Here is a 15,362-nt window from a genome sequence, read left to right as displayed (position 1 = left end):
AGATACTATATTTTTCGAAGTTTTTTTACTAATTCCTCTATAACAATAAGAAAACCAGTTCTGTTGCTATTTGTTTTTTATTAATTTTGTATTTTTAATATAAAATACGGTAAGTGAAATTTAAGAATATTCAAAAAAGAACCTACTTTTTGTAAGTTCTTAAGATTAAGCTATATGGTTATATTTCGCTAAAAAAGGAACTCGTTTTGCTACTAGTGCATACATTTTGAAAATAAATTTTGCTAACGGCTCAAATATACGTGCACTTTGCATTACTAATCCACTTGTAATAAATGTTAAGAACGCAGCACCAAGTATATCTAGAGGATAATGAACGCCTACGTACATGCGTGATACACCGACTAATATTGCCCATATTAACGCGATATATTTAAGTTTTTCTCCTCTTAGAATAAATACGAAAGCAATCGAAAATACGAGTACAGAATGATCACTTACAAATGATGAATCTGCTGCATGCGGTACTAATTGATTTACATGATGTGTTATAAAAGGACGCGGATGGTAATATACCGCATGTATAAGAACATTTACTAATAATGCAATACTAACTGAAAGTGTCGTATATAACACTGTATATTGTTTTCTAATTGCATTCTCTTTCTTTCCATTATTGAACCATAGGATAAGCATAAATAGAATAGCTACATATGCAGCACTATTTGTAATAGCGATCATTAGCGTATCTAATAGCTTGGATGATCCAGCAAAGTTATTAATCCATTGAAATACTGTGTAATTCATATTACTCTCTTCTTATTATTACTCATTGTACTTTAAATAAAGATACAAGTGTTCTTGATTTACACAGTATACAACATCAATATGAAAATGGGCTTAAACTTTTCTCATCTAATTCTCATTTTATTACTATTCATTTGACAATCGTGTAACTATTTACAAGAGCTAAGTATGTATAAAGGTTGTAAAACATTTTAAATAGTATGGTAAACACTCTATGCATGAATATAATACTTAACATGTTCATTTAAATATAATTTCTCTGAAATCATATTTTCATTCCATACGAAGGGCAATATTACCGAATTGTTCTCCTTGCTGCATTCGATTTAAAGCTTGAATTGCTTCTTCTAATGGATATACTTTATCAATGATTGGTTTAATATTATGTTCCTCTATAAAATGAATCATCGCATTAAACTCTTCACTGCTCCCCATTGATGTTCCCATAATATCAATTTGATTATAAAATAATGCTCGTAACGGTAATTCAATTTTATCTCCTGAACTTGCACCAAAGTTAACGATTCTTCCATTTGGTTTTAATATATCAAAATATTTTAAGAAAGTCGCCGGACCTATACTATCTATAATTAAATCCACTTTTTCTCCATTTAGGCACTCTTCCCAATTACCAGAACTATTAAAAGAAAAGTCTGCACCATATTTTTCAGCAGCCTTTCTTTTGCCCTCTATCCTTGAAGTAACACTCACCTTTGCTCCAATTGCTTTAGCAAATAACATAGCATAAGTAGCTACACCACCGCCGATTCCCGGAATTAGGACATGTTCTTCAGGTTTTAATCTACCTTTTGTAAAAAGCGCTCTATATGCAGTTAATGCCGATAAAGATAAAACGCCAGCTTCTTCCCACGTAAGATAGGATGGCTTTTTCACTACATTTTCAGCCGGCACAATAACATATTCGGCAAACGTTCCATCTGCTGGTCCACCTAGCACTTCAGGTAACTCTGGTATTTCATGAGTATTATTCCATCCAATACTAGGGTTAATAATAACCTCGGTATGTAGTGAAATATTTGAAACTCCTTCTCCTAGTTCTATAACAATACCTGCACCATCAGACCCTAAAACTAATGGTAGTTCCATTTCTTTTCTATTATTCATTATAAATAAATCACGATGATTTAAACCTGCTGCTTTTAATTTCACTTTAACCTCTCCAATGTTAGGAGTTATCTCAGGTGATAATTTATATTCTAAACCTTCTAATCCTTTTTTATGTTGATGTACAATAGCTTTCATTAATAATCCCCCTTAATAATTTTAATGTACTAAAAATATCGAAATAAATAAAATAATCTGATTGTAACAACTGGAAAATAATAAAAATCATTATGATGAAAAAACAAAATCCTCCCCACACTTTTTTTGTAGGAAGGACTTTAATTGATACTACTTATACTTTGTTAATACTCTTTTTGGCCAATGTTAATATATTTTGAATAAACGGTGCTTTTGCATTTGTATATGAAACACGATCAAAAGGATAGGTAGCAGCAAGCATCTCTTTTAATTTTCTATATTCTTCACGTGCCCACTCATGATTTATTAGAAAGTCTCGAAATAAAAGGTTGTTCCTCCATTCCTCGCTATTATAAATATAAACATGTAAATGGTGGGTACCAGCTCTCCATTTACCTTTTCTAAAAAAACGCCAATTAGGTGTTTTTTTAGGAACATATTCATAGCCAATTTCTTCTAGGGCTTCCCTCCAATTTCCGGTAATTTGTAAATTTGTTACGCCGATCATCATATCAATAAGAGGTTTAGCCCCTAACCCTTCTACAGCTGTGCTTCCGATATGTTCAATAGCAATAATTTCTTCATGGAGTAAAGGCACAATTTTATTTTTTTCATTTAAAAACTCTGTATGCCAATATTGTTGGTACGGTTTAATTATGATTTTTCCATCCATTTGATTTCCTCCTTATAACTGTACATTATTATATTTATAAAATTTAAGTTTATAAATATAGGGATTTCACAAAATATGTCGAATACTGTAATGGACAACTTAATTATATTAAATTTGAGGTGAATTATGAAAGATATTCCAGTTAAAATTCAGTTAGATACTATAACATTCCAACTAAAAAAACATCATAATTTTGATTGGCTTACAAAACTAGGTACAGTATTTGCGGTTTTTGACCAACAAGATTCCGGTAATATAAGTTTTGGTGTTGAAAAGAATGAGAAAAAGAACTTTATAAAATATGCAGGGGCACAAACACTCGCATATAATGCTTCTACAAATGAAGCTATACAAAGATTAAAAAGCTCAGTTACTATATACAATGAATTAAAACACGTTTCTCTTATAAATTTAATTGATCACTACCCTGTACAGCATGGATATGTTTTAATTTTCGATTGGTTTGACGGTGAATGTCTTCACTCGCACTGGAGTTTCCCACCCCCAGCAAAATACAATGATCCTAACTCACCATTTTATAAATATAAGAAATTATCCGTTAAAAATAGGCTAATTTCATTAAATTCTATTTTAAATTTCCATACTTACGTTGAACACAAAAACTATGTAGCTATTGATTTTTATGACGGTAGTATTTTATACAACTTTAAAACTAATGAAACAAAAATTTGTGATATTGATTTATATAGTGAAACACCGTATGTAAATAAGATGGGCCGACTGTGGGGATCATCTCGTTTTATGTCACCGGAGGAGCTTCAACTTAACTCTATAATAGACGGAAAAACAAACGTATTTAATATGGGGGCTATAGCTTTTGCACTTTTAGGTGGTGGGCAAGATCGTTCCTTTATAAAATGGGAAGCTAGCGAAGGATTATATGAAGTAGCATACCGTGCTGTAAATGAAATTCGTAGTGAGCGCTATGCGTCAATGGAAGAGTTTAATAATGCATGGTTAAAAGTCTATAACACTGAAAAGCTATAAAAACTACATACATTGTAAAAGTACATGTAAAACTTGTACTTTTATAATGTATAATACATATGGGATTGAAATTCAGGATAACGGGGCATGTATTATGAACTTTGTTTATATTAATCAAAATGTTTTAAATAATCTTCTTTATATTTTAAGCAGTATATTTGTTTTTTATTTTATTTATGATAGTGGGTACTTCGGGAAGAAATATAAGAAACTACTTATCATTCTTTGTACGAGTATCCCACTAATTTTATGTATGCGGTATCCCATCTATATGGATGAAAATTATATTCATGATTTAAGACAAATCCCCTTTTTAATTGGTACACTTTATGGTGGATTTCCTGTCGGTATTGCATTACTCATGATTTTATTAATAATACGTTTTATGTTTTATGGTTTTAGCCTGTTAACAATCATTGTTTATGGAACGATGTTAATAATTACAGCATTCGCAGCATCAAAATTTAATACATACAATAGGAAAATGAAAGTAGCTTCATCTATGTTTTTAACTTTTTTCCTTGCAATATTTACAACAGTACTTGTTTTAACTCTATCAGATTTTGAAGTGAATAATTTGTACATTATTTATTTCATTCTATTACCAACTATTTTAATATTATTTATGGTCTATTTTAATGAGGTCTTAAAAGATGCAATATTCATGCGATCAAAATTAATAAAAGTTGAAAAAATGGAGATTGTCAGCCAACTCGCTGCAAGTATTTCACATGAAGTAAGGAATCCATTGACTGTTGTAAAAGGATTTACACAACTTTTAAAAACACCCAATATAACTCAACAATCCAAAGATGAGTATATTGAACATATTCTTGAAGAGTTAAATCGAGCACAAGCAATTATTGATGATTACTTAACTTTTGCCAAACCGGCTTCAGAAAGACTAGATCATATTTCAGTGGAGCACGAGTTAAATCGAGTTATTAATATGATGTTGCCTTTTTGTAACATGAATAATATTAATATTACAAAAGAGTTCTCAGAGGGAACAATTATTGGTAATACACAGCACTTCCATCAATGTTTTTTAAACTTAATTAAAAACAGTATTGAAGCAATGCCGAATGGCGGTGATCTTATTATTTCTGCATCTGTTAGTAATAATAAAGTTATAATACGGATTCAAGATAGTGGAGTTGGAATGTCGCAAGAGCAAATTAATCGATTTGGCGAACCATATTTTAGTACAAAAACGAAAGGTACTGGTTTAGGAACGATGGTTGCTGTAAAAATTATCGAAACGATGCGAGGCACATTGAAAATCCGAAGTGTTATAAATAAAGGAACTACTTTAACTATCACATTACCTAAATACAGTAATGAGGAGATTTCGTATAATAAATGAAAAAGGAGCTATTAAGCTCCTTTTTCATTTATTTCGATACAAAAAGTATCTGCTATGTTTTTTAAAGTTTACATTTTGGAGAGACTAATTAGAAATTAGTACCCTTAGCTCCAACAGCTACATCCAACAATAATTAATAAAATAAATAACACAACTAATAATGCGAAACCTCCACCAAAACCACAAGAACCGCCGAAACTCATATTTTTTCCTCCTTTTGGTTTGAAAACTAATAGGTAGTTGATTATTTTAACTGGTTCGTATTATACAGTATGTGTATCTCCCTTTTTTGAGCATGTCTTCATAAAATTAGTAAAAGCACTCCATTGAGAGTACCTTAAAATGGATACCAGAAACTTTGGAATACATTCAGCTTTAAGTAAACTGCAATAATCAAAATGATAATACCAACAAAAAGTGTGATGTAATCCTCCTTTTGTACGTCCTTTGCATAGTACCACGTTCGTTTATCCTTTTTTCCAAACCCTCTTAAATCCATTGCATTTGAAACAGTATCAATCCTTTCTAATGAATGAATAATAAGTGGCCAAAAAATTAAAACACGGTTTTTCATACGAATCCACAAGCTCGCTTCTCCTTTTTCAAAAGGTACGCCTCTTGCTTCTTGCGCGTGTCTAATGATGATATATTCAGATTGAATGCTTGGTATATAACGTAGTGCAATATTTATTGCATATGTAATTTTATAAGGAACAGCAAATTTATTTAAGCTGCTCACAAATTCACTTGGATGAGTTGTATAAATAAAAAGAAGTGTAAATGGTAATAACGTAAAATATTTCACTGAAAGTGTAGCTGCATAAAATAAAGTTTCATATGTAATTGTTGCATAACCTATATAAAAAAAAGAGGTATACAATCCCGTTAATTCCGATCCATGGGTGGGCGTAATGAAAAGAATCATAGCGGAATTTAATAAACTAAATGTAAATATAACGCTGAAAATAACTATAATTTTACGCAATTGAATTTTTGCAATTAAGAGGCCGATACATCCAACAATAAATAAAATTAGCAATATACGAAAATCAAAAAATAAAAAAGTAAGTGTCATACAAAATATAAATAAAGATAATTTAACTGCACCATCCATACGATAAAAATACGTATTATGCATATTCCTCCCTCCTATTAGCCTCAATATAAAGTTTCACAAACGTTTCTGGAGTTGGAATTTCGCTTAATTTAGCTAGTTTTATTAATGAAATCTCCCGTAGATTAGCTCTTTGTAGCGTTCCTTGATCCCCTAAAACAGCAGATACAGTATTGTCCGCAATAATTTTCCCTTCATGCAGAACTACCGCCCGATCTGTATATTCAAAAGCAAGATTCATATCGTGTGTGATAATAATAAAGGATATGCCCCTTTCAGCCAGTTTTCTAATAAACGACATAAACTGTTTGTAATGGTAATAATCTTGTCCAGCTGTCGGCTCATCTAAAATAATAAGTTTTGGGTTTGTTATAAGTACAGATGCAATAGTAAGCCTCTTTTTTTGTCCATAGCTTAATGCCTGAATTGGCCAGTTACGAAATGGGTATAATCCACAAATTCTTAAAGCTTTTTCGATTCTTGTCTCAATCTCATCTTTAGAAACCTTTTTTAATTTTAATGAATATGAAACCTCTTCTAAAACAGTAGGCTGTGTAATCATTTGATTTGGGTTTTGCATAACGTAAGAAATAACTTCCCCGCGTTTACGAATAGACCAAGAATTTATATTTTCTCCATCGAATGTTATTCTCCCATTCTTTGTTTTATTTATTCCTATAAGAGTATGAGCTAATGTCGATTTCCCTGCTCCATTATGACCCAATAACGCTACTATTTCTCCCTCTCCTATTGAAAGGTTGATATCTTCTAAGGCTGTATGTTTGTTATTGTACGTAAATGATAAATTTTCTATCTTCCATAAAGCTTTTTTAATATATGTGTTTTTTGATGAAACTTGCTTCTGCATCCAGTTCTTTAATAAGCTATGAACGCCTGCATTACGAAGATTTTCAATTGGAAATACCCTAACATTATTACTGTCAAAATTTAATTTCTTTAGCGCCTCTATATAAATAGGTTCTCTTAGTCCGATATTTGGTAATATATTAGAATTTAAAATACTATCCGGTGAACCAATGGCAATAACTTCTCCCTCATCTATTAAAATAATTTTATCTAAATCAAGGTTTAAAATTTCTTCTATTCGATGTTCAATAATTACAATTGTTTTATTATATTTCTCATGTATATTTTTAATGAGTTCTATTGTATTCAAGCTACATGCAGGATCTAAATTAGCTAACGGTTCATCAAATAATAATATATCTGCATTTATCGTTAGCAGACCTGCAAGAGAGACTGTCTGTTTTTGACCTCCTGATAATTCATGTGGACTTTGTGTATGAAAGTCCTGCATGTTTACCTTTTTTAAAGAATCCGTAACAAGCTTTTTCATTTTTATTTGATTTACACAATCATTTTCTAATGCAAATGCTACATCCTCTTCGACAGTAAGGCCTATAAATTGTGAATCTTGATCTTGTAATATTGTCCCTACGTGTTTACTCTGTTCAAAAACACTACCTTTTCTCGGATCCTTTCCAGCTATTAAAATGTTACCGGTACTTATCCCTTCGTAAGAAAATGGGATTAGCCCATTTATACAATGAGCTAATGTTGACTTACCTGAACCACTTCGTCCAGCGATAAGTACCTTTTCCCCAGGATATATTTGAAATGTAATATCTTTTAAAGTAGGCTGCGTGGCATGCCTATATTGAAAGGTAAATTGTTCAAAAGAAATAATTGGTTGCATGTATTCATCCCTACTTTTCAATTTTTAAATGTGTATGTTTCTTATTTGATTTCGCTAGACCGATCGTGATTGGTAAGCCAAGAACTAAAAATACGATAACGTCTGCAATTGTTGCGCCTAGTACCTGTATAACTATTTTGTCAAACGGTTCTCCCATCACAATAATATCGAATGCTCCAGCAAATATAATAGCAATGACAATACCAATTAACCCTGCAATTGCAAAACAAGAAATATCACGGTTATTATACGTTCCATGTTTTACACTAAAACCAACTCTTTTTTGTATGAGTCCCATTGCAAAACCAATAATACCTGAACTAATAACCCATCCCCACCAAATACCCCAACCAGCGATCGTATCTGTAACGGTATGACCGATGAGTCCTATTAAAAGTCCTGCTACCGGACCAAATAACGCTCCAAAAACTGTTAAAATAGCCAATGCGGGTTTAATAAATGTATTCGGTGCGATTGAAAATCCCCAAAGCCCTAATACCCCGTATAAAGCTGCTCCAATTCCAATAGCTACTACTAGCTTTGTCGTTAATTTGTTCATTACAATTCCCCTCTCGTATTATTCAACTTTTAATACTCTATATTTATTTTGAAAATGAATTATGCATCGACACTTCCTTTCTATACAACAAAAAATGACCTCTTAAATAAGAGGTCATTTTCTTTCACGTACAAGAATCCCCTTATCTTTCAAAAGACACATAGTGTCCTCTGCGGAATTAGCACCTTCCTATGTGATTACATAGGGGTTGCTGAGGTTTCATAGGGCCGTTCCCTCTACCTCTCTGGATAAGTATGTATTTGTAATCTGTATTATGGCACTAACAATAAATAATTTCAATACTTTTCTTACTATTTTTATTTTTCGATAAATAGTTCATTTAAATCATTGTATTCTTATCGGAATTATGAAATAATAAATTCAAAATTGTTACGGGAGGAATGCATGATGAAAGTAATTGGCTTAATTGGCGGACTAAGTTGGGAATCAACATCGTTGTACTATAAACACATTAATACACTTACTCTCTCTAAATATGATCAAAATGCGAAGCTTGTTTTATATAGCATGGACTTTGGGGAGGTAACTACATTATTGCAAAACCATCAATATGAAGAAGTGAAAAATGAATTAGTCACAGTAGCAAAAAAGGTGGAAGGCTCTGGAGCTGAATGTTTACTGATGTGTTCCAATACTGTACATCTATTTGCTGAAGAAGTAGAAAAGGCAATATCAATACCGCTCCTCCATATTGGAGATGTAAGTGCTAAAAAAGTAATAGAATATAATATTAATTGTATCGGACTTTTAGGAACAAAACAAACGATGGAACAAGACTTCTATAAATCAAGACTAGCAAATTACAACATTGAGACAATTATCCCAAATGAAGAAGATAGAACTTTCATCCATCATGTCATTTTACAAGAACTCAGTAGAGGGATTATTTTAGAAACATCAAAAGAAAGGCTATTACAAATCACAAATAAATTAATAAAAAACGGCGCTGAAGGAATACTACTTGGCTGTACAGAAATTCCTTTGCTCATTTCACAAAGAGATCTATCGGTTCCTGTTTTTGATACTGCTTATATACATGCGAATACAGCTGTACAATTTGCGGATAACAATTTAAAAGTGAAACTTTAATCAGCCCTCACCAATCGGATTTTCACGAGCAGTTGATCTCCCACCTAACTTCTTTGCTTTACAGCTGAATTTTGAGGCGGGAGTTTTACTGCCCCAAATAGCGGGATAAATAATTATCAAGCATCAAAATAAAAAAAGGCATCTACAAAAGTAGATGCCTAGCTGTGATAAGGAGTGTTCAGTGAGGTAAGGTACAAGCTTTTTTGCTTGTCCTATGCTATCAATATATGCATTTATATATAAAAGGTGAATACTTAATAGAATACTCTTGAACTAAATTACTTTATTCTTTTTATTTGATCAAATGGATAATAAACTATTTCTACTTTACCATTCATCCATAAGTTCGGGGTGTATTTAAAAACGTCTCTATTCCATTTAAATACTAGAGATGTTTCATGTGTTTTAACCCTCTGTTGAATTATCTACTATTGTAGCCTCACCATTTAATCGCTTATTTTTCAATTCGAAATAGGCATCTAAAACATCTTTTCCAATATCAGAGTTAATACCCGACTTATCATTTATAACCCATGGCACAACAACTGAAAATGCTACTTCTGGATCATCATATGGCGCATATCCTGCTAATGTTAAATTATAGCATTCTCTACGATCACCTTTTTCATTTCTCCCAATATCACTTTCTCCACCGTATACGGTCTGTGCAGTTCCAGTTTTGCCAGCTGGTTTATATGGTGCTTTTTGGAACGCCCTTACCCCCGTTCCATCACCTTCTTGGAATACTCTTCTAAATCCTTCTTTTACTTGATTGATATATTCTTCTTTCATATCAATTCTATTTAAAACAACGGGTTCTATGGCATGCACCACTTTACCGATTTCATCCTTTTGAACGGTTTGTTCTCTAATCTCTTGAACAATTTGTGGTTTCATTCGATAACCGCCGTTTGCGATAGTCGAAATATACTGTACAAGCTGAAGTGGTGTATACGTATCATACTGACCAATCGAATAGTCTAGTAAGAAACCAGGTTGATTATCTTTTTTACCAATTTGTCCAGCTGTTTCATTCGGTAAATCGATGCCTGTTGGAACACCTAATCCAAATTGCCTGAAATAATACCTCATTTTATCAAAGTATTCCTGTTTAATATTTAATGAACTATTTTTCACATAATCCACACCTGCAATTTTTAATGCTGTATTAAACATATAAACGTTAGAAGAAACTTGTAAAGCTCTTAGATCATCAATATTCCCGAAATCTTTCCAAGACTTTTTCTCCTTAGTTCCTTTAAACTTCATAGGCGCATCATAAAAGTAAGTACCTGGTGTTATAGCTTTCGTTTCAAAACCAGTTAATACTGTTGCACCTTTAACAGTTGATCCAAGCTCATATGAACTTGTCATCGTACCTAAAGCGTAATCTTCAACTTCTGTTTTCCCGTCTTTTTCTACTAACTTTTTCCCTGCCATTGATAATACTTGACCGTTTTTCGGATTTATCATTACAACGAAAGCACGGTCCAACATCGGTTCTGAACCTTTATAGGCCTTTAATATTTTTTCTATGCTCTCTTCAACTTTTTTTTGTAATTCCATATCTATTGTTAAAGTTAAATTCTTGCCGCTTTTCCCTTCCGAAACTGTTTCCGTTCTCATTGTATTGCCTTGTTTATCAGCGATGCTTCTTACTTCTTTTTTTGTACCATGAAGTGCATCCTCGTATTGCTGTTCAATGTAACTTTTGCCGATTCTATCATTTCGACTATAATCACGCACTAAATAATAATCTAATCGTTCACGTGGCAATCCTTCATCAGCATTTGAAACATTACCAAGGACAGAGCGGAATAGGCCATCATTTACATAAATTCTCTCCCAATCAACTGATGCATCTACCCCTGGAAGATTTGCTAAATTTTCACTAATCACCGTATATTCCTTTTCACTAACATCTTTTTTAATAATTTGAGGTGCCATTTGATAACCAGAAGTCATTTTACTTTTAATAGCCAACACTTTTATATCTTTATCTGTTAATTCTTGAAGATTTTTATCTGTAATTCGTTTTCTTTTTAACTCTTCTATTTTTTTATCTAGCTTCTTTCCGCTAATATCCTTCTCTCTAAATGTATTTATTTCTTTTTTAGATACTAGGTTTTCGGTAAGTTTTGGATTTAATTGCATCCAAAAATCTTTCTTATCCGTCTCAGTTAATTTATCTATATCTTCTTGTGGCATTTCAATTATTTCTGCAAGTTGTCTTGCAGTTTTTAGTATATCTTCTGATTTTACGCCTTTCATCTTTGTATACGTAATCGTGCGTAAAGACTTATTATCAACAACTGGATTCCCTTCCCGATCAAATATTTTCCCACGCGGAACGGAAAGACTTACAGTTGCATTTTCTCTCTTCTCTACTTCATTTTTATACGTCTCTCCATCGACAATTTGCACTTTACCTAACTGTATAATCATGGCAGAAAACAATAAAAATACACAAAAGAATAAAATATTTAACCGCATCGGTATTGCTCTACCACTTTTTCCCTCTTTCTTTTTCACCTTGTCATAATCTCCTCCTTACAACATTTTAAAAGATTTTTAACTTTCTATATTAAAAGTAATGTACAACTTCCACACATTACTTTGTACACATATTAATATAACGTTTAAAACTTAATAGAAATTAAAACAAACATAAAGAAAAGGTAAAGTTTAATAAATTAAATATAAAAATACCCAATAACAAAAGCTTAACTTTGTTATTGGGTATTACGTATTTTAGGAGTTAGTATTAGAACGTATTGAAATACATCTATCATCACAATTTGATAAAGATTGTTTAATCTGATTTTTCGGCAAATAAATAGTTACAGTTGTCCCGACGCCAACCTCACTCATTATACTTATTGTTCCTTGATGACTTTCAATAATTTTATAACTTAACATCAATCCAATACCAGTACCTTTTTCTTTCGTACTATAAAAAGGTTCACCTAATCTTTTAATTCTTTCTTCAGGTATTCCTATTCCTTCATCTATTACACTAATAATGACACCATTTTCATGTATTTCTTTTATGTGGATTGAAATTCTCCCACCATCGGGCATTGCTTCAATTGAATTTTGCAAAATATTAATAAATACTTGTTTCAATTGATTTTCTGAGCATTCAATAATGATCTCTTCGGAATCTGTAAATAGTTCAACTTGAATATTTGTCATAATTGCTTTTGTATTAATTAGCGATACAACACTTTTAAAAATTTGATAAATATTTTTCTTTTCTGTATTTATTTCATCTGTTTTAGCGATCGACAAAAACTCTTGGAGGATTGCTTCTATTCTTTCTATTTCGGAAAGCATAAGGTCAAAATATTTTTCTTGATCTTCTTTATTAATTTGGAATAACTGTATAAACCCTTTAATTACAGTTAATGGGTTTCTAACCTCATGAGCTACACCAGCTGCTAATTGACCAATTGCTGCAAGTGTATCTGATTTATTTAGCAATTCTTCTGCCTTTTTTCGCTCTGTAATATCGCGTACAATGATCATAATTTTATCTTGTAATAATGGTAAACATCTAGCTTCAAAGAAATCGATGCTTCCATTAAGTGTTAGAGGATATTCTACAATTACATTCTTTCCTTCTTCTTTCAATTGGCGAATTGCTTCTTGAAATTGCTGTGCTACTGGAGACGGTAATATTTCGTAAAACTTTTTCCCCATAAAAACTTCTGCGGGTACGTAAAATTTTGTAGGGGACCCTGCTTTATAATCTATAATTGTCCCGTCATCTTCTGTTAAAAAACATAAATCTGGTAAAGCTTTAAAAATTAATTCTAATTCAGAGGTTTGTTGTTTCAATTGCTCTTCTATCGCTTTTAAATGTGTAATATCTACACCAACAGCCCAGTAACTAAATCCTGTTACAGGAAACTGCTCTGATATATTGGACCACATTATCGTTTTAATTTCACCATTTTTACATGTTAAACGCATTTCCCAATCTCTAAAATTTTTTCCATGAGTCAAAAATTTATTTTGTATTTGATAGCGATAATTATGGTCAGGATACAGTAATCGAAGTGCGTTTGGATTCCCAATTATTTCTTCAGCAGTATAACCTGTTACAATCTCGCATTCTCGATTCCACAAAACAAAATCTCCATTATAGTCAAGCGCATCAACCATAACAGGCATGTTTTGTAAGATTGTATGCAGTTCTTCCTCTTTTCGAGAAAGTAACGATGTATTTTTACTTTGAACTACTTTTTTCACCCCATCTATAATGAGGTTAGAAAGCATTTCAAAATATTTCTGGCAATTTAAGATTTCGCTTCTTTTGGACCATACAACAAAAGATCCTAAATATTGATTGTATAAGAAAAGGGGGATTTCAATTTTTGGAAGTTTACATACTTTCATTTCATTAATTCCAAATGAAAATATACATTCGTTTTCAGCATCAAGAAGTTGATGTGATATGTTGGTTAATTTATAAAATTGTTCTGCCATGGTTTCTATTGTACTCACATCAATAAGTTCCATTAGCCGCGCATTCATTCCTTTTTCACCTCGATATGTAAAATTTATACAAATTCAAAATTCATACTTCTTCATTATACGAAGAAAGTGCCCCTAGGTATATAGCTGTAGAATAATTATTCAAACAAATTCTATTTTTCAATTAAAAACAGAAAATAATATGGGATTGTTACGCGCTGCTAGTAGCAGTATAAAAATACAATAACCGTAAAATTCACAAAAGCTTCACAACTTCCATGAAAAATATAAACATTTATTCCAATATATTCTATATAATGAGTTGTAATAAGGCTTCTATGAATCTCATAGAATACCTTACCCCTAATAAAAAGAAAAAAAGAATCTATTTGGATTCTTTTTTTCTTTTTATTACATTACATATTTATATAAAGCATGTGCGACACCATGTGCTTCATTTGTTAACGTTTCGTATTGACACATCGCTTTTATTTCTTCAACTGCATTTCCCATTGCAATTGATATATTTGCTTTCTCCATCATAGAAACATCGTTTAAGCCATCGCCTATTGCTACAGTGTTTTCAACTGGAATATTAAGATGTTTTGCTAAAGTATATAATCCATTTCCTTTTTGAGCATCTCGATGATTAATCTCTAAATTATGCCAATAGGAAGATGTAATAGCTAAATCTGTATTATGCAGAAACGTTTCTTTTAATTTTTTTAATTTCTCTATGTCATAAGAAAACGGTAAAAGTTTATGCACATGTATATCCATTTCTACAATTGGTTTACAACTTTCTGTACTATGAAATGCTGTATGCTCAAGGTATAATGCAGCAATCGTTTCTAACTCTTTCAAATCGAAATTTTCTTTTGCATTCTTCACATACTCGATTTCATTACGTACACTCTCTACTCCGTAATCCGGTACATACACACCTTTATTAGTATACAGCTGATAATACAAGCCATTCTCTTCAAGATATTCTACAATCTCAAGTGCCTGCATATTTTGAATTGGATATCTTTTCATCATTTTCTTATCTTTATAAATAAGGGCACCATTTTCCGCAATAATTGGACACTCTAAATTAACTTCTAACAATAATCGTTCAATATCAACGATAGAACGCCCTGTACAAATAGCTACAACATGGCCTGCTTCCTGACATTTTCGAATTGCTTCTGCATTTTCTTTACTTATCATTTTATTACCGGAAAGAAGGGTTCCATCTAAGTCAATTGCGATTAATTTCATTATTTCTTCACCACTTTCTATAAATACACGAGTTTTTATGAAATA

At 31.8% G+C, this 15,362-nt stretch carries 13 protein-coding genes and 1 riboswitch; of the genes, 3 read left to right on the top strand and 10 right to left on the bottom strand.

Annotated elements, in window-relative coordinates; genetic code table 11:
• Window positions 1-165: 165 nt before the first annotated feature.
• The 3 genes from ACE38F_RS15185 to ACE38F_RS15175 all read right to left on the bottom strand — a co-directional run bounded on the left by ACE38F_RS15185 (window position 166) and on the right by ACE38F_RS15175 (window position 2,701).
• The gene (locus ACE38F_RS15185; protein ID WP_375369035.1) at window positions 166-765 is read right to left on the bottom strand and encodes an undecaprenyl-diphosphatase; all 600 of its coding nucleotides are present in this window, start codon (window positions 763-765) and stop codon (window positions 166-168) included.
• Window positions 766-1,038: 273 nt separating this feature from the next.
• Window positions 1,039-2,028: a zinc-binding dehydrogenase gene (locus ACE38F_RS15180; RefSeq protein WP_375369034.1), complete on the bottom strand. Its 990-nt coding sequence runs from the start codon at window positions 2,026-2,028 to the stop codon at window positions 1,039-1,041.
• A 154-nt stretch (window positions 2,029-2,182) separates the two neighbouring features.
• The gene (locus ACE38F_RS15175) at window positions 2,183-2,701 is read right to left on the bottom strand and encodes a GrpB family protein (RefSeq protein WP_375369033.1); all 519 of its coding nucleotides are present in this window, start codon (window positions 2,699-2,701) and stop codon (window positions 2,183-2,185) included.
• A gap of 126 nt (window positions 2,702-2,827) precedes the next feature.
• Between ACE38F_RS15175 and ACE38F_RS15170 the strand changes: the two genes are divergently transcribed.
• Together ACE38F_RS15170 and ACE38F_RS15165 are read left to right on the top strand one after the other, a co-directional pair.
• On the top strand, window positions 2,828-3,709 hold the full coding sequence (locus ACE38F_RS15170) for a protein kinase domain-containing protein (protein ID WP_375369032.1): 882 nt from the start codon (window positions 2,828-2,830) through the stop codon (window positions 3,707-3,709).
• A gap of 46 nt (window positions 3,710-3,755) precedes the next feature.
• Entirely contained in the window at window positions 3,756-5,075 is a 1,320-nt protein-coding gene (locus ACE38F_RS15165; RefSeq protein ID WP_375369030.1) for a LytS/YhcK type 5TM receptor domain-containing protein, read from the top strand.
• A gap of 104 nt (window positions 5,076-5,179) precedes the next feature.
• Here ACE38F_RS15165 and ACE38F_RS15160 read toward each other — a convergent pair whose 3' ends face one another.
• The 4 genes from ACE38F_RS15160 to ACE38F_RS15145 form a co-directional block, all read right to left on the bottom strand.
• Window positions 5,180-5,278 (bottom strand): YjcZ family sporulation protein, encoded by a 99-nt coding sequence (locus ACE38F_RS15160; RefSeq protein ID WP_000007808.1) that lies wholly within the window; start codon window positions 5,276-5,278, stop codon window positions 5,180-5,182.
• 134 nt (window positions 5,279-5,412) lie between these two features.
• Window positions 5,413-6,213, bottom strand: coding sequence for an energy-coupling factor transporter transmembrane component T family protein (locus ACE38F_RS15155; RefSeq protein ID WP_375369028.1), 801 nt, complete (start codon window positions 6,211-6,213; stop codon window positions 5,413-5,415).
• Complete coding sequence (locus ACE38F_RS15150; protein WP_375369026.1) at window positions 6,206-7,906, bottom strand: ABC transporter ATP-binding protein; 1,701 nt, start codon at window positions 7,904-7,906, stop codon at window positions 6,206-6,208. Before ACE38F_RS15150 ends, ACE38F_RS15155 begins: the two co-directional genes overlap by 8 nt.
• A gap of 10 nt (window positions 7,907-7,916) precedes the next feature.
• Window positions 7,917-8,465 carry an ECF-type riboflavin transporter substrate-binding protein gene (locus ACE38F_RS15145; protein WP_215556506.1) on the bottom strand — a complete coding sequence of 183 codons (549 nt, stop codon included), beginning with the start codon at window positions 8,463-8,465 and terminating at the stop codon, window positions 7,917-7,919.
• A gap of 139 nt (window positions 8,466-8,604) precedes the next feature.
• Window positions 8,605-8,720: riboswitch (SAM riboswitch) on the bottom strand.
• Between the two features lie 150 nt (window positions 8,721-8,870).
• On the opposite strand from ACE38F_RS15145, the gene ACE38F_RS15140 reads away from it, so the two are divergent.
• A complete protein-coding gene (locus tag ACE38F_RS15140; RefSeq protein WP_375369024.1) occupies window positions 8,871-9,575 on the top strand; it encodes an aspartate/glutamate racemase family protein in 705 nt (234 codons plus the stop codon).
• Window positions 9,576-9,980: 405 nt separating this feature from the next.
• On the opposite strand, the gene ACE38F_RS15135 is transcribed toward ACE38F_RS15140, so the two are convergent.
• The 3 genes from ACE38F_RS15135 to ACE38F_RS15125 form a co-directional block, all read right to left on the bottom strand.
• The gene (locus tag ACE38F_RS15135) at window positions 9,981-12,107 is read right to left on the bottom strand and encodes a peptidoglycan D,D-transpeptidase FtsI family protein (RefSeq protein ID WP_375369023.1); all 2,127 of its coding nucleotides are present in this window, start codon (window positions 12,105-12,107) and stop codon (window positions 9,981-9,983) included.
• A gap of 219 nt (window positions 12,108-12,326) precedes the next feature.
• A complete protein-coding gene (locus tag ACE38F_RS15130; RefSeq protein ID WP_341306629.1) occupies window positions 12,327-14,114 on the bottom strand; it encodes an ATP-binding protein in 1,788 nt (595 codons plus the stop codon).
• 351 nt (window positions 14,115-14,465) lie between these two features.
• Window positions 14,466-15,317, bottom strand: coding sequence for a Cof-type HAD-IIB family hydrolase (locus tag ACE38F_RS15125; protein ID WP_375369022.1), 852 nt, complete (start codon window positions 15,315-15,317; stop codon window positions 14,466-14,468).
• Window positions 15,318-15,362: the final 45 nt, after the last annotated feature.

Source organism: Bacillus altaicus (assembly GCF_042136375.2).
Taxonomy (GTDB): domain Bacteria; phylum Bacillota; class Bacilli; order Bacillales; family Bacillaceae_G; genus Bacillus_A; species Bacillus_A cereus_U.
The sequence above is the reverse complement of the archived record's forward strand: the minus strand, read 5'-3'. Positions and strand labels throughout refer to the sequence as shown.